The 23,074-nt window shown below is 62.6% G+C and carries 26 protein-coding genes and 1 tRNA gene; 13 read left to right on the top strand and 14 right to left on the bottom strand.

The window, feature by feature from the left end; all coding sequences use genetic code 11:
* Positions 1-65: 65 nt before the first annotated feature.
* The gene (gene xseA / locus HMPREF9696_RS12655) at positions 66-1,526 is read right to left on the bottom strand and encodes an exodeoxyribonuclease VII large subunit (protein ID WP_002713412.1); all 1,461 of its coding nucleotides are present in this window, start codon (positions 1,524-1,526) and stop codon (positions 66-68) included.
* 81 nt (positions 1,527-1,607) lie between these two features.
* Here xseA and purD point away from each other — a divergent pair, with 81 nt between their 5' ends.
* From purD to HMPREF9696_RS12640, 3 genes are all read left to right on the top strand, one after another.
* Entirely contained in the window at positions 1,608-2,873 is a 1,266-nt protein-coding gene (purD, locus tag HMPREF9696_RS12650; RefSeq protein WP_002713411.1) for a phosphoribosylamine--glycine ligase, read from the top strand.
* Positions 2,874-2,950: 77 nt separating this feature from the next.
* Positions 2,951-3,859, top strand: coding sequence for an alpha/beta fold hydrolase (locus tag HMPREF9696_RS12645; RefSeq protein WP_002713410.1), 909 nt, complete (start codon positions 2,951-2,953; stop codon positions 3,857-3,859).
* A complete protein-coding gene (locus tag HMPREF9696_RS12640; RefSeq protein WP_002713409.1) occupies positions 3,860-4,309 on the top strand; it encodes a GNAT family N-acetyltransferase in 450 nt (149 codons plus the stop codon).
* Here the strand turns inward: HMPREF9696_RS12640 and HMPREF9696_RS12635 are convergent.
* Positions 4,306-4,752 carry a nucleoside deaminase gene (locus tag HMPREF9696_RS12635; protein WP_002713408.1) on the bottom strand — a complete coding sequence of 149 codons (447 nt, stop codon included), beginning with the start codon at positions 4,750-4,752 and terminating at the stop codon, positions 4,306-4,308. The two genes, HMPREF9696_RS12640 and HMPREF9696_RS12635, sit on opposite strands and share 4 nt — an antisense overlap.
* A 159-nt stretch (positions 4,753-4,911) precedes the next feature.
* Between HMPREF9696_RS12635 and HMPREF9696_RS12630 the strand changes: the two genes are divergently transcribed.
* The 4 genes from HMPREF9696_RS12630 to HMPREF9696_RS12615 all read left to right on the top strand — a co-directional run bounded on the left by HMPREF9696_RS12630 (position 4,912) and on the right by HMPREF9696_RS12615 (position 10,894).
* Entirely contained in the window at positions 4,912-7,005 is a 2,094-nt protein-coding gene (locus HMPREF9696_RS12630; protein ID WP_002713407.1) for a pseudouridine synthase, read from the top strand.
* 136 nt (positions 7,006-7,141) lie between these two features.
* Complete coding sequence (rsmD, locus tag HMPREF9696_RS12625) at positions 7,142-7,696, top strand: 16S rRNA (guanine(966)-N(2))-methyltransferase RsmD (protein WP_002713406.1); 555 nt, start codon at positions 7,142-7,144, stop codon at positions 7,694-7,696.
* Positions 7,697-7,800: 104 nt separating this feature from the next.
* Positions 7,801-9,081, top strand: a complete 1,281-nt coding sequence (locus HMPREF9696_RS12620) for a nucleotide sugar dehydrogenase (RefSeq protein ID WP_002713405.1) — start codon at positions 7,801-7,803, stop codon at positions 9,079-9,081.
* 55 nt (positions 9,082-9,136) lie between these two features.
* Positions 9,137-10,894: a glycosyltransferase family protein gene (locus tag HMPREF9696_RS12615; RefSeq protein ID WP_002713404.1), complete on the top strand. Its 1,758-nt coding sequence runs from the start codon at positions 9,137-9,139 to the stop codon at positions 10,892-10,894.
* Here the strand turns inward: HMPREF9696_RS12615 and mutL are convergent.
* From mutL to HMPREF9696_RS12600, 3 genes are all read right to left on the bottom strand, one after another.
* On the bottom strand, positions 10,877-12,694 hold the full coding sequence (gene mutL / locus HMPREF9696_RS12610) for a DNA mismatch repair endonuclease MutL (protein WP_002713403.1): 1,818 nt from the start codon (positions 12,692-12,694) through the stop codon (positions 10,877-10,879). The genes HMPREF9696_RS12615 and mutL overlap by 18 nt on opposite strands.
* Positions 12,695-12,785: 91 nt before the next feature.
* Entirely contained in the window at positions 12,786-13,205 is a 420-nt protein-coding gene (gene arfB, locus HMPREF9696_RS12605) for an alternative ribosome rescue aminoacyl-tRNA hydrolase ArfB (protein WP_002713402.1), read from the bottom strand.
* Positions 13,206-13,255: 50 nt separating this feature from the next.
* Positions 13,256-14,020, bottom strand: a complete 765-nt coding sequence (locus tag HMPREF9696_RS12600) for a sulfite exporter TauE/SafE family protein (RefSeq protein ID WP_002713401.1) — start codon at positions 14,018-14,020, stop codon at positions 13,256-13,258.
* A gap of 94 nt (positions 14,021-14,114) precedes the next feature.
* Between HMPREF9696_RS12600 and HMPREF9696_RS12595 the strand changes: the two genes are divergently transcribed.
* Positions 14,115-15,008, top strand: a complete 894-nt coding sequence (locus HMPREF9696_RS12595; protein WP_002713400.1) for a LysR family transcriptional regulator — start codon at positions 14,115-14,117, stop codon at positions 15,006-15,008.
* A 17-nt stretch (positions 15,009-15,025) separates the two neighbouring features.
* On the opposite strand, the gene hisN is transcribed toward HMPREF9696_RS12595, so the two are convergent.
* Both hisN and HMPREF9696_RS12585 read right to left on the bottom strand, forming a co-directional pair.
* On the bottom strand, positions 15,026-15,811 hold the full coding sequence (gene hisN / locus HMPREF9696_RS12590) for a histidinol-phosphatase (RefSeq protein ID WP_002713399.1): 786 nt from the start codon (positions 15,809-15,811) through the stop codon (positions 15,026-15,028).
* Between the two features lie 519 nt (positions 15,812-16,330).
* On the bottom strand, positions 16,331-17,218 hold the full coding sequence (locus HMPREF9696_RS12585; protein WP_002713398.1) for an N-formylglutamate amidohydrolase: 888 nt from the start codon (positions 17,216-17,218) through the stop codon (positions 16,331-16,333).
* Positions 17,219-17,501: 283 nt separating this feature from the next.
* Here HMPREF9696_RS12585 and cpdR point away from each other — a divergent pair, with 283 nt between their 5' ends.
* From cpdR to HMPREF9696_RS12570, 3 genes are all read left to right on the top strand, one after another.
* The gene (cpdR, locus tag HMPREF9696_RS12580; RefSeq protein WP_002713397.1) at positions 17,502-17,864 is read left to right on the top strand and encodes a cell cycle two-component system response regulator CpdR; all 363 of its coding nucleotides are present in this window, start codon (positions 17,502-17,504) and stop codon (positions 17,862-17,864) included.
* 106 nt (positions 17,865-17,970) lie between these two features.
* Positions 17,971-18,045, top strand: a tRNA-Val gene (locus HMPREF9696_RS12575).
* Positions 18,046-18,128: 83 nt separating this feature from the next.
* Complete coding sequence (locus HMPREF9696_RS12570; RefSeq protein WP_002713396.1) at positions 18,129-18,341, top strand: hypothetical protein; 213 nt, start codon at positions 18,129-18,131, stop codon at positions 18,339-18,341.
* A gap of 74 nt (positions 18,342-18,415) precedes the next feature.
* On the opposite strand, the gene HMPREF9696_RS12565 is transcribed toward HMPREF9696_RS12570, so the two are convergent.
* A complete protein-coding gene (locus tag HMPREF9696_RS12565; RefSeq protein ID WP_002713395.1) occupies positions 18,416-18,739 on the bottom strand; it encodes a polyhydroxyalkanoic acid system family protein in 324 nt (107 codons plus the stop codon).
* Between the two features lie 160 nt (positions 18,740-18,899).
* On the opposite strand from HMPREF9696_RS12565, the gene HMPREF9696_RS12560 reads away from it, so the two are divergent.
* On the top strand, positions 18,900-19,097 hold the full coding sequence (locus HMPREF9696_RS12560) for a DUF3606 domain-containing protein (RefSeq protein ID WP_040301418.1): 198 nt from the start codon (positions 18,900-18,902) through the stop codon (positions 19,095-19,097).
* A gap of 1 nt (position 19,098) precedes the next feature.
* Here HMPREF9696_RS12560 and HMPREF9696_RS12555 read toward each other — a convergent pair whose 3' ends face one another.
* Together HMPREF9696_RS12555 and HMPREF9696_RS12550 are read right to left on the bottom strand one after the other, a co-directional pair.
* On the bottom strand, positions 19,099-19,596 hold the full coding sequence (locus HMPREF9696_RS12555) for a tetratricopeptide repeat protein (RefSeq protein WP_002713393.1): 498 nt from the start codon (positions 19,594-19,596) through the stop codon (positions 19,099-19,101).
* 176 nt (positions 19,597-19,772) lie between these two features.
* The gene (locus HMPREF9696_RS12550) at positions 19,773-20,141 is read right to left on the bottom strand and encodes a CsbD family protein (RefSeq protein ID WP_002713392.1); all 369 of its coding nucleotides are present in this window, start codon (positions 20,139-20,141) and stop codon (positions 19,773-19,775) included.
* Positions 20,142-20,274: 133 nt separating this feature from the next.
* On the opposite strand from HMPREF9696_RS12550, the gene HMPREF9696_RS12545 reads away from it, so the two are divergent.
* The gene (locus HMPREF9696_RS12545; protein ID WP_002713391.1) at positions 20,275-20,505 is read left to right on the top strand and encodes a DUF2171 domain-containing protein; all 231 of its coding nucleotides are present in this window, start codon (positions 20,275-20,277) and stop codon (positions 20,503-20,505) included.
* A gap of 69 nt (positions 20,506-20,574) precedes the next feature.
* Here HMPREF9696_RS12545 and HMPREF9696_RS12540 read toward each other — a convergent pair whose 3' ends face one another.
* Genes HMPREF9696_RS12540 through HMPREF9696_RS12525 form a run of 4 tightly spaced genes read right to left on the bottom strand, consistent with a single transcriptional unit; the run spans position 20,575 to position 23,049 of the window.
* Positions 20,575-21,399, bottom strand: coding sequence for an alpha/beta fold hydrolase (locus tag HMPREF9696_RS12540; protein WP_002713390.1), 825 nt, complete (start codon positions 21,397-21,399; stop codon positions 20,575-20,577).
* Between the two features lie 53 nt (positions 21,400-21,452).
* Positions 21,453-21,638: a hypothetical protein gene (locus HMPREF9696_RS12535; protein ID WP_002713389.1), complete on the bottom strand. Its 186-nt coding sequence runs from the start codon at positions 21,636-21,638 to the stop codon at positions 21,453-21,455.
* 55 nt (positions 21,639-21,693) lie between these two features.
* Positions 21,694-22,293 (bottom strand): NAD(P)H:quinone oxidoreductase, encoded by a 600-nt coding sequence (wrbA, locus tag HMPREF9696_RS12530; RefSeq protein WP_002713388.1) that lies wholly within the window; start codon positions 22,291-22,293, stop codon positions 21,694-21,696.
* 57 nt (positions 22,294-22,350) lie between these two features.
* Positions 22,351-23,049, bottom strand: a complete 699-nt coding sequence (locus HMPREF9696_RS12525) for a pirin family protein (RefSeq protein WP_002713387.1) — start codon at positions 23,047-23,049, stop codon at positions 22,351-22,353.
* Positions 23,050-23,074 lie beyond the last annotated feature (25 nt).

The raw sequence follows: 23,074 nt of genomic DNA, 5'->3' as shown, positions 1-23,074 counted from the left end.
TGGCCGGGCGGTGCGGGAAACCCCTGATTGAGGCGTCTGGTGCTGCGCCGCGCCGCCGCCGAACCTCAAAAAAGATCGCCCTGAACCTTTTTCACGCCGAAATCGGTGGTGCGCTTTGACGCGGGCTTTGCCGGCACTGCTTTCGGCTTCGCGGCAGGCGTTCCATCGCCATCCGCTGTCGCGCTGACGCGGCCGTCCGCGAACTCGATGGTCAGGCGCTGCCCGTTATCGACGCTCGCAGCGGCGTGGAGCGGCTGGCCATGTTCGTCGCGCACCAGCGCGAAGCCGCGATCCAGCACGCCCTTGTAGGACAGTGCATTGAGAAGCTGCGCGACATATTTCAGCCGTGTCTCGCGCTGCCGGATGTGCAGATCGGCGCAGCGACGCGCGCTTGCGGCCAGCCGCTCCACACGCTCCTTGCCACGGTCGATCTGCGAGCGCAGCGTGGTCACGGTCAGGCGTCCGCCAATGGCGGAGAGTCGCCGCTCATAGACATGCGCATTGGCGCGCAACGCGCGCGGCAATTGCGCGCTGGCGCGGTCGAGGCGCTGACGCGGGATGGCCAGCAGGTCGTGCAGTTTTGGCAGCGCGCGCGAGGCGCTGCGCAACTCGCTGCGGCGATGCTCCTGGATGCGTTGCCATGAGGCGAGGCTGCGCCGCGCGAGCGATGTGACTTCGACAAACAGTTCAGCCCGCACCGGCACGGCCATTTCCGCTGCCGCGGTCGGCGTCGGCGCGCGCTTGTCGGCGGCGAAGTCGATCAGTGTTACGTCGGTTTCGTGGCCAACGGCCGAGATCAGCGGGATCATGCTCTCGGCAGCCGCCCGCACCACGATCTCTTCATTGAACGACCACAGGTCTTCCAGCGAGCCGCCGCCGCGCGCGACAATCAGCAAGTCGGGACGCGGAATTTTGCCGCCGTCCTCCAGTGCGTTGAAACCGTGGATCGCGGCCGCGATCTGCTCGGCGGAACCCTCACCCTGCACCCGCACCGGCCAGACCAGCACGCGGCGCGGGAAACGGTCCTCGAGGCGATGCAGGATGTCGCGGATCACCGCGCCGGTCGGCGACGTCACCACCCCGATGACCTCGGGCAGCCATGGCAGAAGCTGTTTGCGCGCTTCGTCGAACAGGCCTTCGGCGGCGAGCTTCTTCTTGCGCTCCTCCATCAGCGCCATCAGCGCGCCGACGCCGGCAGGCTCGATGGCCTCGATCACGATCTGGTATTTCGACGAGCCGGGATAAGTGGTCAGCTTGCCGGTGGCGATGACCTCCAGGCCTTCCTGCGGCTTGAACCGCATCCGGCCATGAACGCCCTTCCAGATCACGGCCTCGATCTTGGCGCTGTCGTCCTTCAGCGCGAAGTAACAGTGGCCGGAGGAATGCGGCCCGCGAAAGCCCGAGATTTCGCCGCGCACCCGCACATGGCCATAGGTGTCCTCCACCGTACGCTTCAGCGCCGAGGACAGCTCGGAAACGGTGAATTCCGGTGAATTGGACAGAATTTCAGCGGGCGCGGCAGGCATGGTCAGTCGAATCGGTTGCGGCTGGGAAGTGTCATGATAAACCCTTGTACCATTCCAGAAACTGCGGTTCGACCCTTATCCATGAATATCCTTCTGATCGGTTCCGGCGGGCGTGAGCACGCGCTGGCGTGGAAAATGGCGGCCTCGCCGCTGCTCTCCAAATTGTGGTGCGCGCCCGGCAATGCCGGCATCGCGCAGGACGCCGAATGTGTCGCGCTCGATGTGGTGGACCATGCCGCGGTAGTTGACTTCTGCAAGGCCAACAAGGTCGATCTCGTGGTGGTCGGACCTGAAGCGCCGCTGGCGGCGGGCATTGTCGATGATCTCGCGAAGGTGGGCATCAAGGCCTTCGGGCCGAGCAAGGCGGCCTCGCAACTGGAAAGCTCCAAGGGCTTCACCAAGGATATCTGCAAGGCAAACAACATTCCGACCGCCGCCTATGAGCGGTTTCGCGATGGCGAGGCCGCGAAGGCCTATATCCGCAGGCAGGGTGCGCCGATTGTCGTGAAGGCCGACGGCCTTGCGGCTGGCAAGGGCGTTGTGGTGGCGATGACGTTGGCGGAGGCTGAAGCTGCCGTCGAAGCGTTGTTTGCGACACCGGGCGCGGAGGCTGTCGTCGAGGAATTCATGGAAGGCGAGGAGGCTTCGTTCTTCGTGCTCTGCGACGGCGAGAATGCACTGCCGCTGGTGGCCGCGCAGGACCACAAGCGCGCCTTCGACGGCGAGAAGGGACCGAACACCGGCGGCATGGGCGCTTATTCGCCCGCACCGGTTTTCACCGATGCGATCCGCGAGCGTACGATGACCGAGATCATCCTGCCGACGCTGCGTGCGATGAAAGCCATGGGCATGCCCTACAAGGGCGTGCTGTTCGCAGGGCTGATGATTACGAAGGATGGTCCGAAGCTGATCGAATACAATGCGCGTTTCGGCGATCCGGAAACGCAGGTGCTGATGATCCGTCTGATGTCGGATCTCGTGCCCGCGCTGCTGGCCTCCGTCGATGGCGAGTTGAAGCATTTCGATCTGCGCTGGCATCCGGAACCGGCGCTCACCGTCGTGATGGCCGCGAAGGGCTATCCGGGCGATTATTCCAGGGGCACGGTCATCGAAGGTCTCGGCGAGGCCGCGAAGGTCGAAGGCGTGGAGATATTCCATGCCGGCACCAAGGCGGACGGCGACAAGATTCTCGCCAATGGCGGCCGCGTGCTGAATGTCACGGCGACCGCGAAGACCGTGAGCGACGCCCAGCGCCGCGCCTATGCAGCCATTGATCGCATTCGGTGGCCGGAAGGCTTCTGCCGCCGCGATATCGGCTGGCAGGCGGTGAAGCGGGAGAGGGAATAGAAAGCCCCGGACGGTGTTCAAACCGCGATGTCGACCATTGCGCGAGTGAAGGCGTCGTGAAGACGGAGAACTGATCCATGCCCGACCTTGCAGACCTGTTTCCCGGTTTCGCGTCTGAATGGATCAGCACGCGCGGCGGCCGCATTTTCGCGCGGGTCGGCGGCAAGGGGCCGCCGCTGCTGCTGCTTCACGGCTATCCGCAAACCCATGTGATGTGGCACCGGGTCGCGCCGATGCTGGCGGACAAATTCACCCTCGTGATTCCGGACCTGCCCGGCTACGGGTGGTCCGATGTGCCGAAGACCGACGAGAACCACACGCCGTTCTCCAAGCGCGCCATGGCGCAGGTCATGGTCGAGGCGATGGAACAACTCGGCCATGTGCATTTCGGCCTTGCGGGTCATGACCGCGGCGGGCGTGTGGCCTATCGGCTGGCGCTGGATCATCCGGGACGGCTGTCGCGGCTGGCGACGCTGGATATCCTGCCGACCTACGACTACTGGCTGAAAATGGACCGCGGCTTTGCGCTGCGCATTTATCACTGGGCTTTTCTGGCGCAGCCTCATCCGCTGCCTGAAAACCTGATCGCATCGAATCCGGATGACTATTTCGGCCGCACCTTTAGAAGCTGGGCGAAGCAGGATGCGCCCAATCCGTTCGATCCGCGCGCGGTCGAGCATTATCTGACAGCGTTTCGCGATCCGCTGCGCATTCATGCCGCATGTGAGGATTATCGCGCCGGCGCTTACACCGATTTCGAGCAGGACAAGACGGACGCCGAGGCTGGCAACAAGATCACCGTGCCGCTGCTGGCGCTGTGGGGCGGCGCGGGCATTGCCGCGTCGGCCTCCAGTCCGCTCGACACCTGGCGCAAATGGGCGGCGAATGTCAGCGGCCAGCCGATCGATTCAGGTCATTTTCTTGCGGAAGAAAACCCGCAAGCAACCGCCGACGCATTGTTAAAGTTCTTTTCGGAGAAAAACTGAATGCCGTTACGTGAAGCGCGCCGCGAGGATATCCGCCGGATCGTCGAGATGCTGGCGGACGATGAAGTCGCGCGCGGGCGGGAGGATTTCTCCGGCGACATGGCGGCCTATGAAGCCGCATTCGACGCCATCGCCGCCGACCCCAACAACACGCTTTACGTCTGGGACCATCAGGGCGAGGTGATGGGCTGCCTGCAACTTACCTTCATTCCCGGCATGTCCTATCACGGAAGCTGGATCGCGAAGGTGGAAGGGGTGCGCGTCGACCGCTCGTTGCGCGGCCTAGGGATCGGCGAGCAGATGATGGATACTGTGATCGCGAAGGCGCGTGCACGGGGCTGCAAGCAGTTGCAGCTCACGACCGACAAGCGGCGGGCCGATGCGCAGCGCTTCTATGTCCGGCTCGGCCTCGACGCCTCGCATGAGGGCATGAAGATCAATCTGTTTTAGCGCCGAGCCTTGAAAAAATTCGTCAGCAGCGCGGCAGATTCCGTTTCCCCGACCGAGGGATAGACTTCCGGCACATGATGGCAGGTGGGCGAAGCGAAGAAGCGCACGCCCGAATCCACTGCGCCGCCCTTGGGATCGCTTGCGCCGTAGTAAAGCCGCCGGATGCGGGCGAAGGAGATGGCCCCGGCACACATGGTGCAGGGTTCCAGCGTGACATAGAGATCGCAGCCGGTCAGCCGTTCGCTGCCGGTGATACGGGCCGCCTCGCGGATCGCCAGGATTTCGGCATGGGCGGTCGGGTCTCGGTCGGCGAGGGTGCGGTTGCCCGCCTGTGCGATCACCACGCCGTCCCGCACGATGACGCAGCCGATGGGCACTTCCCCGGCGGATTCGGCGATTTCGGCCTGTTTCAGGGCCAAATCCATGAAAGATTGTGCCGTCATGCCTCGTTTCCGGCGATAAACTCTGTTAGGAGAGCGCCTTCAGCAAACGCGAGACCGGTTTTGCGCGAAAATGCGCCCTGATTTACAAGGGGCGCGTGCCGCCAGCCATTCTCGCGTTGCGCGACAGTCCTATTCCGCCAACGCTCTGAGAGAACATTCATGCCTCGCGACAACGACAAAAACAACGGCCGTCCGCCGCGCCGTGATGGCGGAGCGGGGCGGGGCTTCAAGGCCGGTGGCGGGGGACGCGTAGGCGGCGCAGGCTCGCGCGGTGGTGAAGGCCGCTCGCGCGACGATCGTCCGGCGCGATCGTCCGGTCCGCGTGGCGATAAAAAATTCGGTGACCGGAAATTTGGGGACAAGCGTCCGTCGGGCGACAAGCGTCCCTATGGCGAGAAGCGCGCTTACGCCGGCAAGCGTGATGATTTCCGCAAGGAGGGCGCCGAGCGCGGGCCGCGCAAGGATTTCGGTTCGCGTGATCGCGGTGAGGGGCGTCCGTTCCGGCCGCGTGAGGATCGGGCCGAAGGGCGCTCGTTCAAACCGCGCGGCGACCGCAGCGAGGGACGCGCGTTCAAACCACGCGAGGATCGTGGTGAAGGCCGCTCCTTCAAGCCGCGAGACCGTGATGACCGCGCGCCGCGCAGCGCAGGCGCTGGACGATTTCAGGACAAGAAGTTCGGGGACAGGACGTTCGGTGAGAAGCGGGCTTATACGCCGCGCGGTGAGGGCGGCGATTCACGCCCGGCACGTTTCAATCGTGATGATCGTCCGCAACGCGACGAACGCCCGCGTTTCAACCGCGATGATCGGCCACGTTCCGGCCGCGATGATCGGCGTGGTGCGCCGGATCGTGGACCGCGCCGGGAGTTCAGCCGCGGCGAAGATCGCGGCAATGACAAGCCGTGGCAGAAGCGTGGTGATGATCGTCGCGACAGCCGTCCGCCACGCCGCGAAGGCGGGTTCGACAAGCCGCGTTTCGGCAACCGTGGAGAACGCGACTCAAGCGAACGTCCGCGTTTCTCCCGTCCGCGTTCCGACAGCCCGCGTGAGGACCGCGCCCCGCGCGGGCGCAGCGCAGAACGGTCTGACTGGCATGAACATCCGCGCAGCGAGACACGCCGGGATGATCGTCCGCGCCGCGACAACGAGGACGACTCCAGGGTTTTCGTCAAGCGGCCCGCTTTCGGCGGGCGTGGCGAGTACCGTGAGCGCAAACCCGACACCGACAAGCGCGCGCTGCGCGCCGCGCCGGAAAAGAAAAAATCCGGCGAGCGTATCGCCAAGATCGTCGCCCGTGCGGGCCTTTGCTCGCGCCGCGATGCCGAGGAATGGATCACGCAGGGCCGTGTCGCGGTTAATGGCCGCGTGATCAACTCGCCCGCGCTCGACGTCACGGCCAATGACGTCGTCACCATCGACGGCAAGCCACTGCCAGAGCGCGAGCGCACCCGGCTGTTTCTTTATCACAAGCCGCGCGGCCTGATGACGACCCATGACGATCCGGAAGGACGTCCCACGGTGTTCGACAATCTCCCCGAGGGCTTGCCGCGCCTCATCAGCATCGGCCGCCTCGATTTCAACACCGAGGGCCTGCTGCTGCTGACCAACGACGGCGGGCTGTCGCGGGCGCTCGAACATCCCGACACCGGCTGGCTGCGTCGCTATCGCGTGCGCGCCCATGGCGATGTCACGCAGGCGCAGCTTGATCAGCTCAAGAACGGCGTCGAAGTCGACGGTGTCAAATACGGTTCGATCGAAGCGACGCTGGAGCGCGACAAGGGCTCCAACGTCTGGATCGTGTTCGCGATCCGCGAAGGCAAGAATCGCGAAGTGCGCAACGTCATGGCGCATCTCGGCCTCGAGGTGAATCGCCTGATCCGCGTCTCCTATGGTCCGTTCCAGCTCGGCGAAATCGAGGAAGGGCAGGTCGAGGAGATCAAGTCGCGGGTGCTGCGCGAGCAACTCGGCGAAAAGATCGTCGCGATGTCGGGCGCGCAATTCGACAAGCCCGTCAAGCATGCTGCTGAAGACGACGATGCGCCGCGCGGAAAGGGCAGGGTCAAACCTGCTGGCACGAAGAATGCGCTGATTGCGGATCGCAAGGGCCGGAAGATCCTGGTGACGCGCGCGGGCAGCGAAGGAGCGCGTGCCCGCAACGAGGAGGAAGCCGGCGGCTATGGCGTGCCGCGCCGCCCGACGCGCGGCTATAAAGGAAAGCGCGACCTGAAGCCCAGAGACACCACGGAAGACTGAGCGTGATCGTTCGCGCGCAATCCTCAATTCTCAAGGCGTCATGGCCGGGCCTGTCCCGGCCATCCACGTCTTCTGCGAAACCCGGTGAAAAAGACGTGGATGCCCGGCACAAGGCCGGGCATCACGGTGGTTAGTCATGCGTGTTGTCGGTGGTCGCCTCAGGGGCCGCAACATTGCCTCGCCGTCGTCGAACGAGATTCGTCCGACACAGGATCGTCTGCGCGAGTCGCTGTTCAACATCCTGATGCACGCCTATGACAACCCCATCGACGGCGCGCGGGTGCTCGATCTGTTTGCGGGCACCGGCGCGCTTGGCATTGAAGCGGTGTCGCGCGGCGCAGCCTTCACGCTGTTCGTCGACAACGGCGCGGAAGCGCGGGCGCTGCTGCGCAACAATGTCGAGGCGCTGGGGCTGGGCGGCGTGACCAAGGTCTATCGCCGCGATGCGACCAATCTTGGGCCGGCCTATCCGGTCGAGCCGTTCTCCCTGGTGTTTCTCGATCCGCCCTATGGCCGTGGGCTTGCCGAAAAAGCAGTCATATCGCTGCGGGACGGCCGCTGGCTGACGCCGGGCGCGCTTGTTGTGGTCGAGGAATCGAAGGCGGCCGGCTTTGCCGCACCTGAGGGCTTTGAGGAACGGGAACGTCGCGTTTATGATGAGACCGAGTTTGTGTTTCTGCGGGCGAATTGAGATAATTTCTGCGCGCCGTATTTGGCGAGCCGATAAGAAAAAAATTTGGAATAATCTCGGCGTCTCAGGTCCAATGGGCGCTTTCATTATCAAGAGAGATTGTCTTGAAGATCAGCGTTGTTGGTTTGGGATTTGTCGGCACGGTGACCGGCGCCTGCCTTTGCGAACTGGGCCATGAGGTGGTTGGCGTCGATCTTGATCCCGGAAAGGTGAATCTTTTCGCGCAGGGGCGCGCGCCCGTTCTCGAGCCGCTGATTGATGACCTGCTCGCCGAAGTCTGGCGCACCGGCCGATTGCGCGGGACATCCGACATCGCGCGCGCCGTGGCGGAAACGGATCTGACGTTCGTGTGCGTCGGCACCTTGCGCAATCCGGATGGCACACAGGATATTTCCGCGGTCGAAACCGTTGTGGCGAAAATCGGCGAGGCGATTGCGGCAAAGACGGCATTTCATTCGGTCGTTATCCGCTCGACCGTGCTTCCTGGCACGACACGCGGCCGTTTTCTCGCCTTGCTGGAACATGCAACCGGAGGGTTGGCCGGCGAGGCCTTTGGATTGGCGAACAATCCGGAATTTACCCGCGAAGGCTCGGCGGTTGCCGATTTCCGCAACCCGTCGCGCATTGTCATCGGCGAAATCGACACTCGGACGGGCGACAGGCTGGCGTCGATCTATGGCGGGATTCAATCCCGGATATTCCGCACCAGCGCCGAAGTTGCCGAAACCGTCAAATACGCCGACAATTCCTGGCATGCCCTGAAGGTGGTGTTCGCGAACGAAATGGATGCGCTCTCCCGGGTTGCGAATGTGGATAGCCGCGAGGTGATGACGATCTTTTGCGCCGACACCGTGCTCAATATCTCACCGGCTTATCTCAAGCCCGGCTTTGCTTTCGGCGGGCCATGCCTGCCCAAGGATGTCGATGTTCTGACGCAATGGTGCCGGTCGAACGGTCTGGACGTTCCGGTCCTGGCTCATATTGCCGAGAGCAACGAACACGTCATTGCCCGCGTTTGTTCCCGGATCCTTGGCACGGGGGCGTCCCGCATTGCTTTTCTGGGATTGGCCTACAAGGCGGGGGTCGGCGATCTTCGCGGCAGCCCGATCGCGACGCTGGCGCAGCGGCTTTTCAAGGCAGGATGCGCTGTCCGCGCGTTCGATCCAGATGTGTCGCGCGGGCGGAGGCTGGCGACCCGGCATGACTACACAGACGATGCGCTGGACGGTCTCGAAGGCTTGCTCGCCGATGACGTCGATGAACTGATAGCATGGGCGGAAATGGTGGTCGTCACATCGCGCGCGGGTCAGTATGCGTCAGCGTTGTCGAAACTCGACTCCTCGCGCGTTGTCATCGACTTGACTGGACAGCGGGACGTTTCATGATCCGGGTCAGAAACCAGAGCGGCGAACAACCTTCCATGGCTCGGTGCGATCAGCCATGACTGCGGGCCCGCGTGTTTTCATCGTCGATTTTGATCTGGTCGGATATCCCGGCCATTTCTTCAATCAGGTGTTCGGTTTTCGCGAGGCCGCCCGGGACCGCGGGATCGCAACAAGGATCTATATTTCCGAGAAAGCCGACCCCGCGATTGCCCGCGAACTCGATGCGCAGGCGATTCTTCCGGTTGTCCCGTGGCTGAACGGCAGCGTCGGTAGCGGGCTTGCAAGCCTTGCGGACGCTCATCATGCGCTCACACCCCTCTGGAACGATCTCGACGCGGAAAGAATTTCGGAGCGGGATATTCTGGTCATCACGTCATCGCGGCCGCAGGCGATTTACGGAATCGCTCAATGGCTCCGCACACGCCCGGGTGCTGGAAGGCCTGCCGTCTTTTTCCGGTTTCTGGGTCCTGATTTCTATGACTTCGGGGCAAAGACATTCGGCAAGGCGGCGTGGATCTACCGTTTTGTGTCGCGCGTGCTTCATAAGTCGCCCGGCGCCGAACGCATTTTCTTTACGCTGAACAACGCCAGAGCACTTGCTCATCTCGAAGCGTTGAGTCTGCGAAAGGCATTCTATCTGCCTGTTCCGAAATACTATGGCGCGGTCAGCTCCGCAGAAGTCCGGCCAGCAGGCCCGCTTGCGATCTACATTTATGTCAACGTCAGATCGGGAGAGATATCGGACCGGATCGTCGATCTGATCGGCAGTATCCTGTCACGCCATCATGATGTGCGGTTTCTTGTGCGGTTCAGCAAGGATGCGCCCGGTGAAGGCAACGTCCGCAGACGCGCGGCGGAGGCTTTGGCCAATGGCAGGCTGGAGATCGTTCCTTCGGAACAGGATCATGCCGATTATCTCGCGACCATCGCGCGATCCGATGCGCTTCTGCTGCCTTACGGGCCCGTTGAATACCGGGGAATCGTGTCCGGCGTGTTCTGTGAAACGGTCGCGATGGGAAAGATCGCAATCATCCCCGCCGGAACATGGATGGCCGATCACGTTGAAGAGGGCCGGGCGTCGGGTGTCTTATTCGCCATCAACAGCGTTTCCGGCATGGTCGCTGCGGTTGAGAAGGTGGCTCACGAGCGCGACAGGCTGCAGGCGCTGGCCTATAGCTGCGCGCGCTCTTTTCGCGAGGAAAACAGTTGCGCCAGCAATCTCGACGGGATGATTGCACTGGCTGCAAAGGCCCCCGATATGCGCCTGTCGCAGGTTTTCTCAACCGATGCGGCCGACGCTCTCGGCTCGCAGCATTATTTCGGTGACGGCTGGAGTCTTGCCGACGAGGGTTTCGGCACATGGTCGGATGGCGAGCGTGCCGAAATCAATGTTTCGCTTGCGCCCGGCCGGCCGCCGCTGTTTTTCAACGCGCTGGTCCGGCCTTTTTTGGCGAAAGGCCATTCACGGCTCGACGTCTCCTTGACCGCGAATGATGTCCCGGTGGCCGAGTGGTCGTTCGATGCAAGCCGGGCCGCCGACCGCAACTGGTCGTGGCGTCATGTGCAACTTCCCGCAGCGGCGTCGGCAAGCGGAGACATCACGATCGTGATGAGCATCCGCTCGCCAGCCTCGCCAATGTCGCTGGGGTTGTCGGCGGATTCGCGGAGTCTTGGCATCGCGATCCGGCGATTCTCGCTCGAACCCGAAGCTCACGCGCCACTGGGCAATCGCGAAGAACGCCGAACCTTGCTTGGCTGGTTGGGAGGGCGCGTCCGGCGATCGTTAAAACGGGCTTTATCGCCTTCCGAATAATTTCTCGATGTCCGCGAGCTTGAGTTCGACATAGGTCGGGCGGCCGTGATTGCACTGGCCGGAATTCGGCGTCACTTCCATCTCGCGCAGCAGCGCGTTCATTTCCTCCGGCTTGAGAATCCGTCCGGAACGCACCGAGCCGTGGCATGCCATGGTCGCGGCGACATGCATCAGCCGCCGTTCAAGCGGAAGCGCCTCGTCCCATTCGGCCATGTGTTCGGCGAGGTCGCGCAGCAGCGAAGCCGCGTCGATCTTGCCGAGGAGGGACGGCGTCTCGCGCACAGCCACCGCCCCGGGGCCGAAGGATTCGATGCCGAGACCGAACTTTTCCAGTTCGTCCGCGCGCGCCACCAGTTTTTCCACGGTGGGTTCATCCATCTCGACGATTTCGGGGATCAGCAGAATCTGCCGCTGCACACCATTCTGTTCAAGCGAGGCCTTCAGCCGCTCGTAGACGATGCGCTCATGCGCGGCATGCTGGTCCACGATGACCAGCCCATCACGGGTCTGGGCAACGATGTAGTTTTCGTGAATCTGCGTGCGCGCCGCGCCGAGAGGGCTGTCGATCAGGTTTGTCGCAGGTGTCTGCTCATAGCGCACGTCTGCTGTCGGTGCGCCGGTGTCGAAGGCAGCCTGCGCGGCCTCGGCGAAAGCGTTCGACGCAACCGCATTGGCATAGGCGGGAGCGGCGGGCGCCGCCGGAAAGTTTGGTGATTGCCGCCAGTCCCAGCCGCTGCTGCGTGGGATGCTGCCGGGCCGAAAGGCCATGATCGCCGCGCCATCGGAGTTCGCTGCGGTGCGCTTGCCTTCGCGCGCAAGGCCATCTTTCAGCGCATGCACGATCAGCGCGCGAACCAGCCCGGCGTTGCGGAAACGCACTTCGGTCTTGGCCGGATGCACATTGGCATCGACCTCCTGCGTATCCAGCGTGACGAACAGCGCGATCACGGGATGCCGGTCGCGCGGCAGATAGTCTGCATAGGCGGCGCGCACCGCGCCGAGAATGAGCTTGTCGCGCACCGGGCGGCCGTTGACGAACAGATATTGTCCGAGTGCATTGGCGCGAGTGAGAGATGGCGCCGCCGCGAAGCCTTCGACAATCACGCCGTCCCGCTCTGCGCGCACTTCGATGGCGCTGGCGCGGAAATCCGCGCCCAGAATGTCGCCGAGACGCGTGAGTTGTCCCGGCGCGCCGGGCAGAGCCGCCGCCCATGTCACCGGCGCGCGTTCTTCACCGGAGAGGGAGAATGCGATATCGGGCCGCGCCATGGCGAGACGGCGCACCACGTCGCGGACGGCCTCGGCCTCGGTGCGGTCGGTTTTGAGAAATTTAAGCCGCGCCGGTGTCGCGTAGAACAGATCGCTGACCTCGACGCGCGTACCGGACGTGAGTGCCGCCGGCACGATGTCCGACTTCGCACCCGCATCGACATTGAGCGCCCAGGCATGCGGTTCGCTGGCGTGCCGCGTGGTGATGGCGAGCTTCGACACTGCGCCGATGGACGGCAAGGCCTCGCCGCGAAAACCCAGCGTGCGGATGCGCAGCAGGTCTTCGTCGTCGAGCTTGGAGGTCGCATGGCGGTCGACGGAGAGGGCAAGATCGTCGCGTGTCATGCCCGCACCGTTGTCGGTAATGGCAATGCGCCGCCGTCCGCCGCCCTCGGTGAAAATATCGACACGGGACGCGCCTGCGTCGATGGCGTTTTCCACCAGCTCCTTCACCGCGCTTGCTGGCCGCTCCACCACTTCGCCGGCGGCGATGCGGTTGACGACCTGAATGGGAAGCTGGCGGACAGGCATGGAGTTCCGGGACGATTCGCGGGTTCGGCGCAGTTTATCCGGTGATGGCACCGATTGTACCCGCGAACAGATATGTTTTACCCGCTAATTCTCAATCGTCGAAGCTGCGCGACGTGCGTCTGGCCTTGATGTCGCCGCGGCGTTTCTTGCCGTCGAGGCGGCGCATTTTGGAGCCGAGGGTGGGCTTGGTGGCGCGGCGCGGTTTGGGGCGGATGCTGGCTTCGCGCAGGAGGTCGAGCAGCCGGTCGATGGCGTCGGCGCGGTTGCGCTCCTGGGTCCGGAAACGCTGGGCGTGAATGACGATGACGCCATCCCGGGTCATGCGCTGGCCTGCGAGCGCCGTCAGCCGAGTCATGACATCGGGCGCGAGCGAAATCCGGTTCACGTCGAAACGCAATTGCGCGGCGGTCGAGAGCTTGTTGACATTCTGCCCGCCCGGTCCCGAGGCGCGGACGAAGGCGATGTCGAGATCCTTCTCGTCGATCGTGATGTCGCGGGTGACTCGGAGCATGCCCATCCCTAGCACGGTCCCGTGACGCGGGCACCGTCTTTCAGAGCAGCCTAGCCGTGGATCTTCGCGAGCATCTCGCCGGCGAGATAGATGCCCAGCAGCAGCAGGGCGATCAGAAACCAGCGGCGAAACGTTTCCGCATCCATGCGGGAACGGAGCAACTGGCCGAGATACATCCCGGCGAAGGCCGTGACCATCGCGATCAGCCCGGGAATGGCAACTGTCGCATTCAAGAGGCCCGCGCCGGTCAGGTTGAACGCCAGCGCGATCGTTGCCGTGGTGAAGAATACGCCGAGAGCCTGAACCAGTTCGTCCTTCTCCATGCCGATCGCCTGCATGAAGGGCATGGACGGGATGACCTGAACGCCGGTCGCGGCGGAGATGACGCCGGTGATCAGCCCGACGATGCCGCCGATCCATTTCTCGTTCTTGCGCGCAACGCTGAAACGCACCCTGGAAAGGCCGATGATCGCGTAGATCACCAGCAGGATGCCGAGCACCACGGTGCCGTAGCGCGCATAGGGGCCGGTCATCAGGCCGGCGCCGGACCAGATGCCGATCATGGTCGCGATCATCAGCGGCCACAGCCGCCTGACAATGTCGCGCAGATACGGGCCGACAAAGGTCTGCCAGATGTTGGTGACGATCGCCGGCACGATCACGATGGCCAGCGCATGCGCGGGTGGCATCCGCGTCGCCAGCAGGCCCATGGCGACGGTCGGCAGGCCCATGCCGATGGTGCCCTTGACGAAACCGGCGAGCAGGAAAACCGCTGCGATGATGAGGAGAAGCGGATCTGACAGAGAACTGGACATGGCCTCACATTGACCGGAAGCGGCGGGCCGCACGATCTGGAGAATACCGAGTTAGCCTTCGGGTCTGACGAAGCCGGTGTAAAGGGCGGTCGCCATGCATTTCGATCTGGTGGATATGCGTCTGTTCGTGGCGGTGGCCGAGGCCCGCAGCATCACTGATGGCGCGGAGCGTTCGGCGCTGGCGCTGGCATCGGCCAGCGCGCGGATCAAGGGTATGGAAGCAGCGTTGGGTGTGCCGCTGCTGGAGCGGCAACGGCGAGGCGTCCGGCTCACGGCGGCAGGTGAGAGCCTGCTCGATCATGCCCGCATCGTGCTGCATCAGGTCGCGGCGATGCAGGGTGAACTCACGGCTTACGCGCGGGGCATGAAAGCCCGCATTCATATGCTCGCCAACACATCCGGCGCGAGCGAACATCTGCCGAAGGCGTTGGCGTCGTTTCTGGCGGACCATCCGGCCATCAGCGTCGATATCGAGGAGCGCGAGAGCACCGAGATCGCGACCGCGCTGGCCTCCGGAGCTGCGGATATCGGCCTTGCAGTGGAAGCGATGCTGCCGGAAGGGCTCGAGCGGTTTCCGTTCTGCGACGATCGGCTGGTTCTTGTCGTACCGGCGAACGACGAGATCGCGTCCCGCCGCCAAGCCAGCTTCCGCGATGTTGTCGGGCGAGATTTCATCGGGCTGACCGAGGCCAGCGCGCTGCAGACTCATATCGCGATGCAGGCCGCCAAGCTGGGCGTGCGGCTGCGGATTCGCGCGCGGCTGCGCGGCTTCGATGCGATTTGCCAGATGGTGGAAGCCTGCGTCGGCCTTGCGATCATTCCGGAAGCCGCCGCGCGCCGCGTCGGCCGCGCGGCCCGCATCAAGATCATCCGGATCAGCGATCCGTGGGCGAGCCGCAGGCTCGTGGTCTGCATGCGCAGCCGCCCGTCATTGCCGCGGCCGGTGCGGCAGTTTTGCGATCACCTCAGGTCATTCGCGCAAATCTGAAGGCGCGACAAACCGCGCTATGTCGCCTGAAGCAGTTTCAGCGCGGCGTCGTGCACGCGCTTGTCGCCGGCGGCGATGATGCGGCCTCCGGATTGCGCGGGCTCGCCTTCCCAGGTGGTGATGATGCCGCCAGCGCCGGTCACGATCGGGATCAGCGCCGCGACGTCATAGGGTTTCAGCTCGGTCTCGATGATGAGATCCAGATGTCCGGAGGCGAGCATGCAATAGGCGTAGCAATCGCCGCCGTAGCGGGACAGCCGGACATCGGCTTCGACGCGCTCGAACAGCGCGCGGTCCGGAGCCTGCATCAGGCGCGGGCTGGTGGTGAACAGCGTCGCCTCGTTGAGCGATGCGCAGCGGCGCACGGACAATTTGCGCTTGCCGGACGGCCCCTCATAACGCGCGGAGCCGCCGTCGCCGCTGAAGCGTTCGCCGATATAGGGCTGGTGCATCATGCCGAACACCGGCGTGCCGCGATGCATCAGCGCAATCAGCGTGCCCCAGATCGGCAGTCCTGCGATAAACGACTTTGTGCCGTCGATCGGATCGAGCACCCAGACATATTCCGCGTCGGCGCGTTCGGAGCCGAACTCCTCACCAACGATGCCGTGCAGCGGAAAGCTGTCCTTGATCATCCGCCGCATCACCGCTTCCGCCGCGCGGTCGGCCTCGGTTACCGGATCGAGATCGCGCCCGGTGTTCTTGTTATCCACACTCAGCGAGGTCCGGAAAAAGGGAAGGATGGTGTCGCCGGAGGCTGTTGCCAGCCGTCCGATAAACGCGGTGAAGTCGATAACCGTCACGGGAAGTCCTTTGGTGCGGCTGTGCCGGTGTGGAGTGTAAATGCGAACCGGAGACAGCCCTAACGAGGTTGGCGCGATCACCAGAAATTTTGCACGAGGGCACTAATTCGATTGTTCATTCCTTACTTCACGATTTCAAAGCGAAGATCAAAACGAAAGCCGTTCAGCCCAAGAATGGAATTTTCAATTCACTTCATGAGGGCAAATCCGGGCTTTTCCGGCAATTATGACAGGCCGACATTTTGAATAACGCTATGATATTATTTAGCTATTTCATCTTCTGCGGACTTTTCGATCGCAAGTCTGTTATGCATGCAGATCATGGCTATTTCTTTAAAAATACTTGCGCTTAGTGCGCTGCAGTTGCATATTGTTGCGGTGCGATAGCGCCTCGCGTTATCGCTGCCCTCCTTGGGCGTTTCCTCCCTAGACTTGGGCCACTTGCATCATTTGCGAGTGGCCCTTTTTTCTTGTCGCAATCCGGGAGGATGTTGCCGCGCGCCGCGCGGCAAGAAAATTCTATTCCGCGGCTGCCTGAAACGGGCCGAGGCTGTCCAGCGGGATCGCGGCGAGCGCGTCGGCCAGCACAATGAAGTCGTCGGCAACCTTGCGGAAATCCGGCCCACGCTCACGCCGCCGCTCGTCCATATAGATCGCACGGTTGAGTTCGAGCTGAACCGTATGCAGGCCACTCGCCGGGTTGCCGTAGTGCTCGGTGATGAAGCCGCCGGCATAAGGCTTGTTGCGGCCGACCGAATAGCCCTGCGCAGTCAGCGTTTGCTCGACCGCATCGGACAGCAGGTTCGCGCAGCTTGTGCCGTAGCGGTCGCCGATCACGACATCGGGACGCCTGGGCTCGTCGCGCGTGACGCCGACTGACGGCATGGAATGGCAATCGACCAGGATCACGGTGCCGAAGGCCTGATGCGCCTTGTTGAGAAGGCGGCGCAGCGCGCGGTGGTAAGGCTTGTAGAGCGATTCAATGCGGTTCAGCGCCTCTTCGACATCGAGGCGTTCGGCGTAGATTTCTTGGCCATCACCGACCACGCGGGGAATCGTGCCGAGACCCCCGGCCACGCGCATGGAGCGGGTATTGGCGAAGCTCGGCAGGCGGCCTGCGAACATGCGCGGATCGAGTTCGTAGGGCTCGCGATTGACGTCCACATAGGAGCGCGGAAAATTCACCCGGACCACGGGAAATCCACGGCCTGTGAGATCCGCGATGATCTCGTCCATGAACGAGTCTTCCGAACGCCGCAGCGCGGTCTCGTCAATGCGCGAGGCTGCGAGAAACTCGCGCGGATAGACCGATCCCGAATGCGGGGAATTGAAAATGATCGGCGCGCGCCAGATCGCCGGTTCGATGATTTCGAAAGGCGGCGACAGGGCGTCCTCAAACTGGGTCATTGCCACCTCGTCTCCTCGCCCTTCTCACCCGCGGCGTGAGTCTCTCCGCCACTGAAATGCCCGTCCGGCCAGGATATTTTCGCCGGAAAAGCGGGTGCTTTGTTGATCGTCATTGTCTGCAAACCTATCCTGCCTGCCAATAGGAACTTCCCCTTCACCCGAAATTTACTCTCCTGCGGGCAAATAGAGGGCAGGGGACTTCTCCATTCACGCGCTCAGACGACCGGCATTCGCTCGGAAAGACACTGTGAGCGAAGCGCGCCGGATACGGGACACCAGGACCATGCAGCACAAAATTCTCCTCGCCGAAGACGACAACGACATGCGCCGCTTTCTGGTGAAAGCGCTGGAGAATGCCGGGTTTCAGGTCTCGTCCTACGACAACGGCCTGTCAGCCTATCAGAGGCTGCGGGAAGAGCCTTTTGAAATGCTTCTAACCGACATCGTGATGCCGGAGATGGACGGGATCGAACTGGCCCGCCGGGCCTCCGAACTCGATCCGGACATCAAGATCATGTTCATCACCGGATTTGCCGCCGTGGCGCTGAATTCAGACTCGGAAGCCCCGAAAAACGCCAAGGTGCTGTCCAAGCCTGTCCACCTGCGCGAATTGGTCAGCGAAGTGAACAAGATGCTGGCGGCCTGAGGGCCGCCGATTCGGGGCAAATTTGCCCCCAAATCATGGTTTCCCGTCCTTGCCTGCGGCTGCTCAAGCCGATATAGGGACGCATCCCGGCACCAATGGTCTTTAAGGGCGCGTAGCTCAGCGGGAGAGCACCTCGTTGACATCGAGGGGGTCACAGGTTCGATCCCTGTCGCGCCCACCATTCCTGACCAATCCTTTTTGGGTCTGTCCCTGACACGGAACCCAGATTGCCTTGCGGCGTTGCCTATGCCGGAGGACGATCACATGCGAACCTTTCTTGGAATGGTGCTCGGCTGCCTGCTGACCATCGGCTTTGTCTACATTCATGATTCGATGGCAACGTCGACGGTGGCGAGTGGCGCGTCGGCTGGTTCTTCGCGGCAGATCGTGAACTGGGATGTTGCGGCCAGTGAGTGGGGGCAGATGAAACAGGATGTCCACACCACATGGCTGAAGCTGACAGCGAACAACGGCTGACAGGCTTTCTCATTCAGCTTTCGCGATCTGATGCGTCATAATCCCGGCTGCGATGCCGGGATTATTTGCGCGCCTCACACGTCCGTCGTTTTCTTCTCGAGCATCCGTGTTGCGCGCGCACGGATCGCGGCCTGAATTCCGTGCGCAAGGCCGGCAAGCAGCCAGGGCAGCATCACTTCCAGTCTGACGTGATCATCCGCGACATCGACAGTTCCGCCGACCTGCTGCCTGAGCGCGGTGAGGCGGAAGGCGAGGCGGTCGCCGCTCCAGATTTCTTCATCGATCTGGAAAATTTTTCCGTAGTCCGAACGAACGTTACCGAGTCCGGCTTTCAGGCGGCGCGTCGCTTCGTCCTTGCCGAGTTTGTGCGGAATGGAAACGATGAACGGCTGCGCCAATGTGTGTCTCCAAACAGAAGTCCCCTGGAGATTACAACAATTCCGGCTGCTATCAGTTGCAAAATACAGCGCTGCCGGTCGCCGCGGCGACATTTCGGATTTGTTAACGCTGAGAGGTCCCGTGGCGTGTCGGAGCGGCCCGCTCATGGTAAGATGGGCCATGCTCCGTCTTGTGACAGTCGCGTCCGTGCTGTCGTCGAATCTCGGTGCGCGTCCCGCACCGGCGATCGACACGACGGATCATGCCTCCACCGGATACTGGGCCTATCGCCTCAACGTGTCGCCGGATGATCTTGCCGCAGCGATCGACGAGGTTGGCCCATCGGTCGCCGCGATCCGCCGTCATCTCGGAAAATAGATCAATCACACTGCTGATAGCCGGAAGATTTGCAAGCCTGTGCTTTGGCTTGCGCGGCGGCAACCTGCTGCGGCGTGAGTCCGCTTGAAACGGTGACGAGTTCCTTCTTGGCCTCGTCATTCCCCTGCGCCGCGGCGATGTCGTACCACATGTACGCTTTCGCGATGGCGTCGGATTCTTTGCCGTCGCCCTTGTAGTACAGGCTGCCCAGTAACACCTGCGCATCGGCATTGCCCTGTTTGGCGGCGAGCCGGCTCCATTTCTCGGCCTGTTTGCGGTCCTTTGAAACGCCAAGGCCCATCTTGTGCATCATCGCGATCCGGTATTGCGCGACGGCATTGCCCTTCTCCGCAAGAGGACGAAACAGTTTCGCCGCGGCGGCATATTCCTTTCGCGCGAACGCCTTCATGCCATCTTCCCAGGAGCCCGCGCTGGCGCTCGATACAGCCATCATCAATCCGGCAACGGCCACCGCTGCCGATCCAATCCACCTGAACATCTGCAAACTCCCGCCCACGATGCAATTCAGAAACGATGCGGCGAGACTATCCAGAATGTCTTGGGGGAAACAATACGCATGCCGCTCGGCGACGGAAACAACGCACACTTGTGCGCGGAACGATTCTCATTCCGCGCACGCATGTGGATAACCGGCTGCCGGCTCGATGATTGCTGTCAGTAGTAGTCGCGAAGCCGACGCCGGCGCGGCTGCCGGTTCAGCATCAGTGCGAGCGCGAAGCCGACTGCACCTGCAATAAGAAGCGAGCCAAGTGGCTGTTCGCGCACGGTCGACGCCACGGCCTTGGTGCCGCCGCGATACATGTCGCTGCCTGCGTCCATCGCGTCCTTCGCATACTCGGTCGCGGCATCCCCGATATCGCGCGCGGCGTCCTTTGCTTGCCCGTACAGATTCTGCACGGTTCCCGCGGCTTCGCGTGCGCGGCCCGAGGCTTCTGTGGACGCATCGCCGGTGGCACGTCCGAATGCGCCCTCGACCTTGCCCGCAGCGTCCTTTGCGGCACCCGTGATCCGGTCCTTGTCCATCGTCATGTTCTCCAGGAGTGATGGACCGACAACTGCCGGACGGGAAACAGGTTCCGTCGCGCGGCGAAAATGCAGGCATTGCCGAACCATCCGGGCGCTGCGTTGTTGATAGCCAGACAGTAAGGAGACGCAAATGGCAGATGTATCGAAGATCAAGGAACACATGGACGTGATCGATTCCGCCGGCAAGAACATCGGCAAGGTCGATCACCTTGAAGGTAACGACAAGATCAAGCTGACGAAGGCTAGTTCGCCCGACGGGCAGCATCACTTCGTGCCGGTCGCATGGATCGACCATGTGGACACCCATGTCCATCTGAACAAGGCGGTCAATGACGTGGGCGCGTTGCAGAAGGCATCATAGGTCCGGTCAGCAGACGTAAAAAGGCCCGCTCCATGAGCGGGCCTTTCCTTGTTGCGGCTCGTTCAAGCCTCAGCCCTTGATGAAGGCGAGCAGGTCGGCGTTGATCGTCTCGGCTTGGGTCGTGATCATGCCGTGCGGGAAATCCTTGTAGGTTTTCAGCGTGCCGTTCGGCAGCAGCTTTGCGCTCAAGGGGCCCGCGGCGACATAAGGCACGATCTGGTCGTCCTCGCTGTGCATCACAAGGACCGGGATTGTGATCTTCTTCAGGTCTTCGGTGAAATCGGTCTGCGAGAAAGCGACGATGCCGTCGTAGTGCGCCTTGGCGCCACCCATCATGCCCTGACGCCACCAGTTGGCGATCGCCGCTTCAATTGGTTTTACGCCTGGACGGTTGAAGCCGTAGAACGGCCCCTCCGGCAGATCGCGATAGAACTTCGATCGGTTCGCCGCCAGTTGCGCCTGCAAGTCGTCGAACACTGCCTTCGGCAACCCTAGCGGGTTCGCTTCTGTCTTCACCATGAGCGGAGGGACGGCGCTGATGAGAGCGGCCTTGGAAGCCCGGTTTGTGCCGTGACGTGCGAGATAATGCGTGACCTCGCCGCCGCCGGTCGAGTGACCGACGTGGATCGCATTTTTCAGATCGAGATGCGTGACCACTGCTGCGAGATCATCAGCGTAGTGATCCATGTCGTGACCGTCGCCGGTCTGGGTGGAGCGACCGTGACCGCGCCGGTCATGGGCGATGACCCGAAAGCCCTTCGCCAGAAAGAAAAGCATTTGCGCGTCCCAGTCGTCGGCCGAGAGCGGCCAGCCGTGGCTGAAAACGATCGGCTGACCGGAGCCCCAGTCCTTGTAGAAAATCTCGACGCCGTCCTTGGTTGTGATAGTCGGCATGACCTGTAGCTCCTGTAACGTGAACAGACTGAATGAAACCCGGCGAGGGGAACCTAACCGGTTCCCATGGCAATTGCGCGACCGTCATTGGTAGTAGATGCATCGCACGGCGGGCAGTAGCGATAGAGACCGGCGCTCTCGCCGAAGGCCGAGCGGCGGAGGCTGCGGCACATCCAGTCCTGCGCGAGACTCCGCAGCGGGCCGCGAACGATATGAAACAGATACAGAGCATCCTGCATGACCGGAAATCCCTGAAAGGAAATGGCGGCACCGTCGCCGGCGCCGCCATTTGTTCTAGCCGTGCAGCTTCTTCGCTGTTTCGGCGATGGTCTTGCCCTGATAGCGCGCGCCGGCGAGTTCATTCGCGCTCGGCTGGCGGCTGCCGTCACCGTCGGTGATGGTGGTCGCGCCATACGGCGCGCCGCCGGTGACGTCCTTGACGCCCATCTGTCCGGCGAAGCCGTAGTTGAGGCCGACAATCACCATGCCGAAATGCAAGAGGTTGGTGATGATCGAGAACAGCGTGGTCTCCTGGCCGCCGTGCTGTGTGGCGCTCGAGGTGAACGCGCCGCCGACCTTGCCGTGCAGCGCGCCCTTCGCCCACAGGCCGCCGGCCTGATCGAGGAAGTTCGCCATCTGCGACGAGATGCGGCCGAAGCGGGTCCCGGTGCCGACGATGATCGCGTCGTAGTTCGCCAGATCCTCGATCTTGGCGACCGGAGCGGCCTGATCGACCTTGTAGTAGGACGCCTTGGCGACGTCGGGCGGCACCAGTTCAGGCACGCGCTTCACGTCGACGGTCGCGCCGGCTTCGCGGGCGCCTTCCGCGACAGCGTTGGCCATCGCTTCAATGTGTCCGTAGGCGGAATAGTAGAGAACGAGAACCTTGGCCATGATGGCCTCCTTTGAATTTGCAGGGTGAGTGGTCGGGTGGACGGGAGTGGATGCGGCTCAAGCCGCATCCACGAGAATGAGTTCTGTGTCTTCCAGCGCGGTGATCGTCACCGAGGCTTCATCCTGGACGGCAATGCCGTCGCGGGTGTTTGCGCGCACGCCATTGACCTCGATGCTGCCGCTGGCGGGCACCAGATAGCCGTAGCGGTCTTCGCCGAGCGCATATTCGGCGGTCTCGCCGGCCTTCAGTGTGGTGGCGAGCACGCGCGCATCGGCGCGGATCGGCAGCGCATCGTTGTCGGCCTTGTGGCCGCTTGCGATGGTGACGAACTTTCCGGAGCGGTCAGCTTTCGGAAAAGGCTTCGCACCCCAGCACGGCTGTCCGCCTTCCTGCGTCGGCTCGATCCAGATCTGGAAGATCTTGGTGGTCACCGGTTCAAGATTGTACTCGGAGTGACGGATGCCGGAGCCCGCGCTCATCACCTGCACATCGCCGGCTTCGGTGCGGCCCTTGTTGCCGAGCGAATCCTGATGGGTGATCGCGCCTTCGCGAACGAAAGTGATGATTTCCATGTTGGCATGGGGATGCGCGGGGAAACCGGTGTTCGGCGCGATCTCGTCATCGTTCCAGACGCGCAGGCTGCCGTGATTCATATTGTTCGGGTCGTAGTGACTGCCGAAGGAGAAGTGGTGCTTTGCCTTGAGCCAGCCGTGATCGGCGCTGCCGAGCGTGTTGAATGGGCGAAGTTCGATCATGGGATGTTCCTTGATTGAAATTTGC

Origin of the sequence: Afipia clevelandensis ATCC 49720 (genome assembly GCF_000336555.1) — a bacterium.
In the GTDB taxonomy this organism is placed as follows: Bacteria; Pseudomonadota; Alphaproteobacteria; order Rhizobiales; family Xanthobacteraceae; genus Afipia; species Afipia clevelandensis.
Note: the sequence above shows the minus strand (reverse complement) of the source record. Positions and strands in the feature narration are given on the sequence as shown.

What these genes read in the sequence shown, in the direction of transcription:
- HMPREF9696_RS12640 (WP_002713409.1), top strand. Translation starts at nt 3,860, where the DNA reads ATGCCGTTACGTGAAGCGCGCCGCGAGGATATCCGCCGGATCGTCGAG.
- HMPREF9696_RS12545 (WP_002713391.1), top strand. Translation starts at nt 20,275, where the DNA reads ATGGCAGATGTATCGAAGATCAAGGAACACATGGACGTGATCGATTCC.
- HMPREF9696_RS12555 (WP_002713393.1), bottom strand. Translation starts at nt 19,596, where the DNA reads ATGTTCAGGTGGATTGGATCGGCAGCGGTGGCCGTTGCCGGATTGATG.
- HMPREF9696_RS12525 (WP_002713387.1), bottom strand. Translation starts at nt 23,049, where the DNA reads ATGATCGAACTTCGCCCATTCAACACGCTCGGCAGCGCCGATCACGGC.
- HMPREF9696_RS12595 (WP_002713400.1), top strand. Translation starts at nt 14,115, where the DNA reads ATGCATTTCGATCTGGTGGATATGCGTCTGTTCGTGGCGGTGGCCGAG.
- HMPREF9696_RS12535 (WP_002713389.1), bottom strand. Translation starts at nt 21,638, where the DNA reads ATGCAGGATGCTCTGTATCTGTTTCATATCGTTCGCGGCCCGCTGCGG.
- mutL (WP_002713403.1), bottom strand. Translation starts at nt 12,694, where the DNA reads ATGCCTGTCCGCCAGCTTCCCATTCAGGTCGTCAACCGCATCGCCGCC.
- rsmD (WP_002713406.1), top strand. Translation starts at nt 7,142, where the DNA reads ATGCGTGTTGTCGGTGGTCGCCTCAGGGGCCGCAACATTGCCTCGCCG.
- HMPREF9696_RS12550 (WP_002713392.1), bottom strand. Translation starts at nt 20,141, where the DNA reads ATGGACAAGGACCGGATCACGGGTGCCGCAAAGGACGCTGCGGGCAAG.
- HMPREF9696_RS12635 (WP_002713408.1), bottom strand. Translation starts at nt 4,752, where the DNA reads ATGACGGCACAATCTTTCATGGATTTGGCCCTGAAACAGGCCGAAATC.
- xseA (WP_002713412.1), bottom strand. Translation starts at nt 1,526, where the DNA reads ATGCCTGCCGCGCCCGCTGAAATTCTGTCCAATTCACCGGAATTCACC.
- HMPREF9696_RS12585 (WP_002713398.1), bottom strand. Translation starts at nt 17,218, where the DNA reads ATGACCCAGTTTGAGGACGCCCTGTCGCCGCCTTTCGAAATCATCGAA.
- HMPREF9696_RS12645 (WP_002713410.1), top strand. Translation starts at nt 2,951, where the DNA reads ATGCCCGACCTTGCAGACCTGTTTCCCGGTTTCGCGTCTGAATGGATC.
- HMPREF9696_RS12630 (WP_002713407.1), top strand. Translation starts at nt 4,912, where the DNA reads ATGCCTCGCGACAACGACAAAAACAACGGCCGTCCGCCGCGCCGTGAT.
- HMPREF9696_RS12560 (WP_040301418.1), top strand. Translation starts at nt 18,900, where the DNA reads ATGCTCCGTCTTGTGACAGTCGCGTCCGTGCTGTCGTCGAATCTCGGT.
- HMPREF9696_RS12570 (WP_002713396.1), top strand. Translation starts at nt 18,129, where the DNA reads ATGCGAACCTTTCTTGGAATGGTGCTCGGCTGCCTGCTGACCATCGGC.
- purD (WP_002713411.1), top strand. Translation starts at nt 1,608, where the DNA reads ATGAATATCCTTCTGATCGGTTCCGGCGGGCGTGAGCACGCGCTGGCG.
- HMPREF9696_RS12615 (WP_002713404.1), top strand. Translation starts at nt 9,137, where the DNA reads ATGACTGCGGGCCCGCGTGTTTTCATCGTCGATTTTGATCTGGTCGGA.
- HMPREF9696_RS12600 (WP_002713401.1), bottom strand. Translation starts at nt 14,020, where the DNA reads ATGTCCAGTTCTCTGTCAGATCCGCTTCTCCTCATCATCGCAGCGGTT.
- HMPREF9696_RS12540 (WP_002713390.1), bottom strand. Translation starts at nt 21,399, where the DNA reads ATGCCGACTATCACAACCAAGGACGGCGTCGAGATTTTCTACAAGGAC.
- arfB (WP_002713402.1), bottom strand. Translation starts at nt 13,205, where the DNA reads ATGCTCCGAGTCACCCGCGACATCACGATCGACGAGAAGGATCTCGAC.
- wrbA (WP_002713388.1), bottom strand. Translation starts at nt 22,293, where the DNA reads ATGGCCAAGGTTCTCGTTCTCTACTATTCCGCCTACGGACACATTGAA.
- cpdR (WP_002713397.1), top strand. Translation starts at nt 17,502, where the DNA reads ATGCAGCACAAAATTCTCCTCGCCGAAGACGACAACGACATGCGCCGC.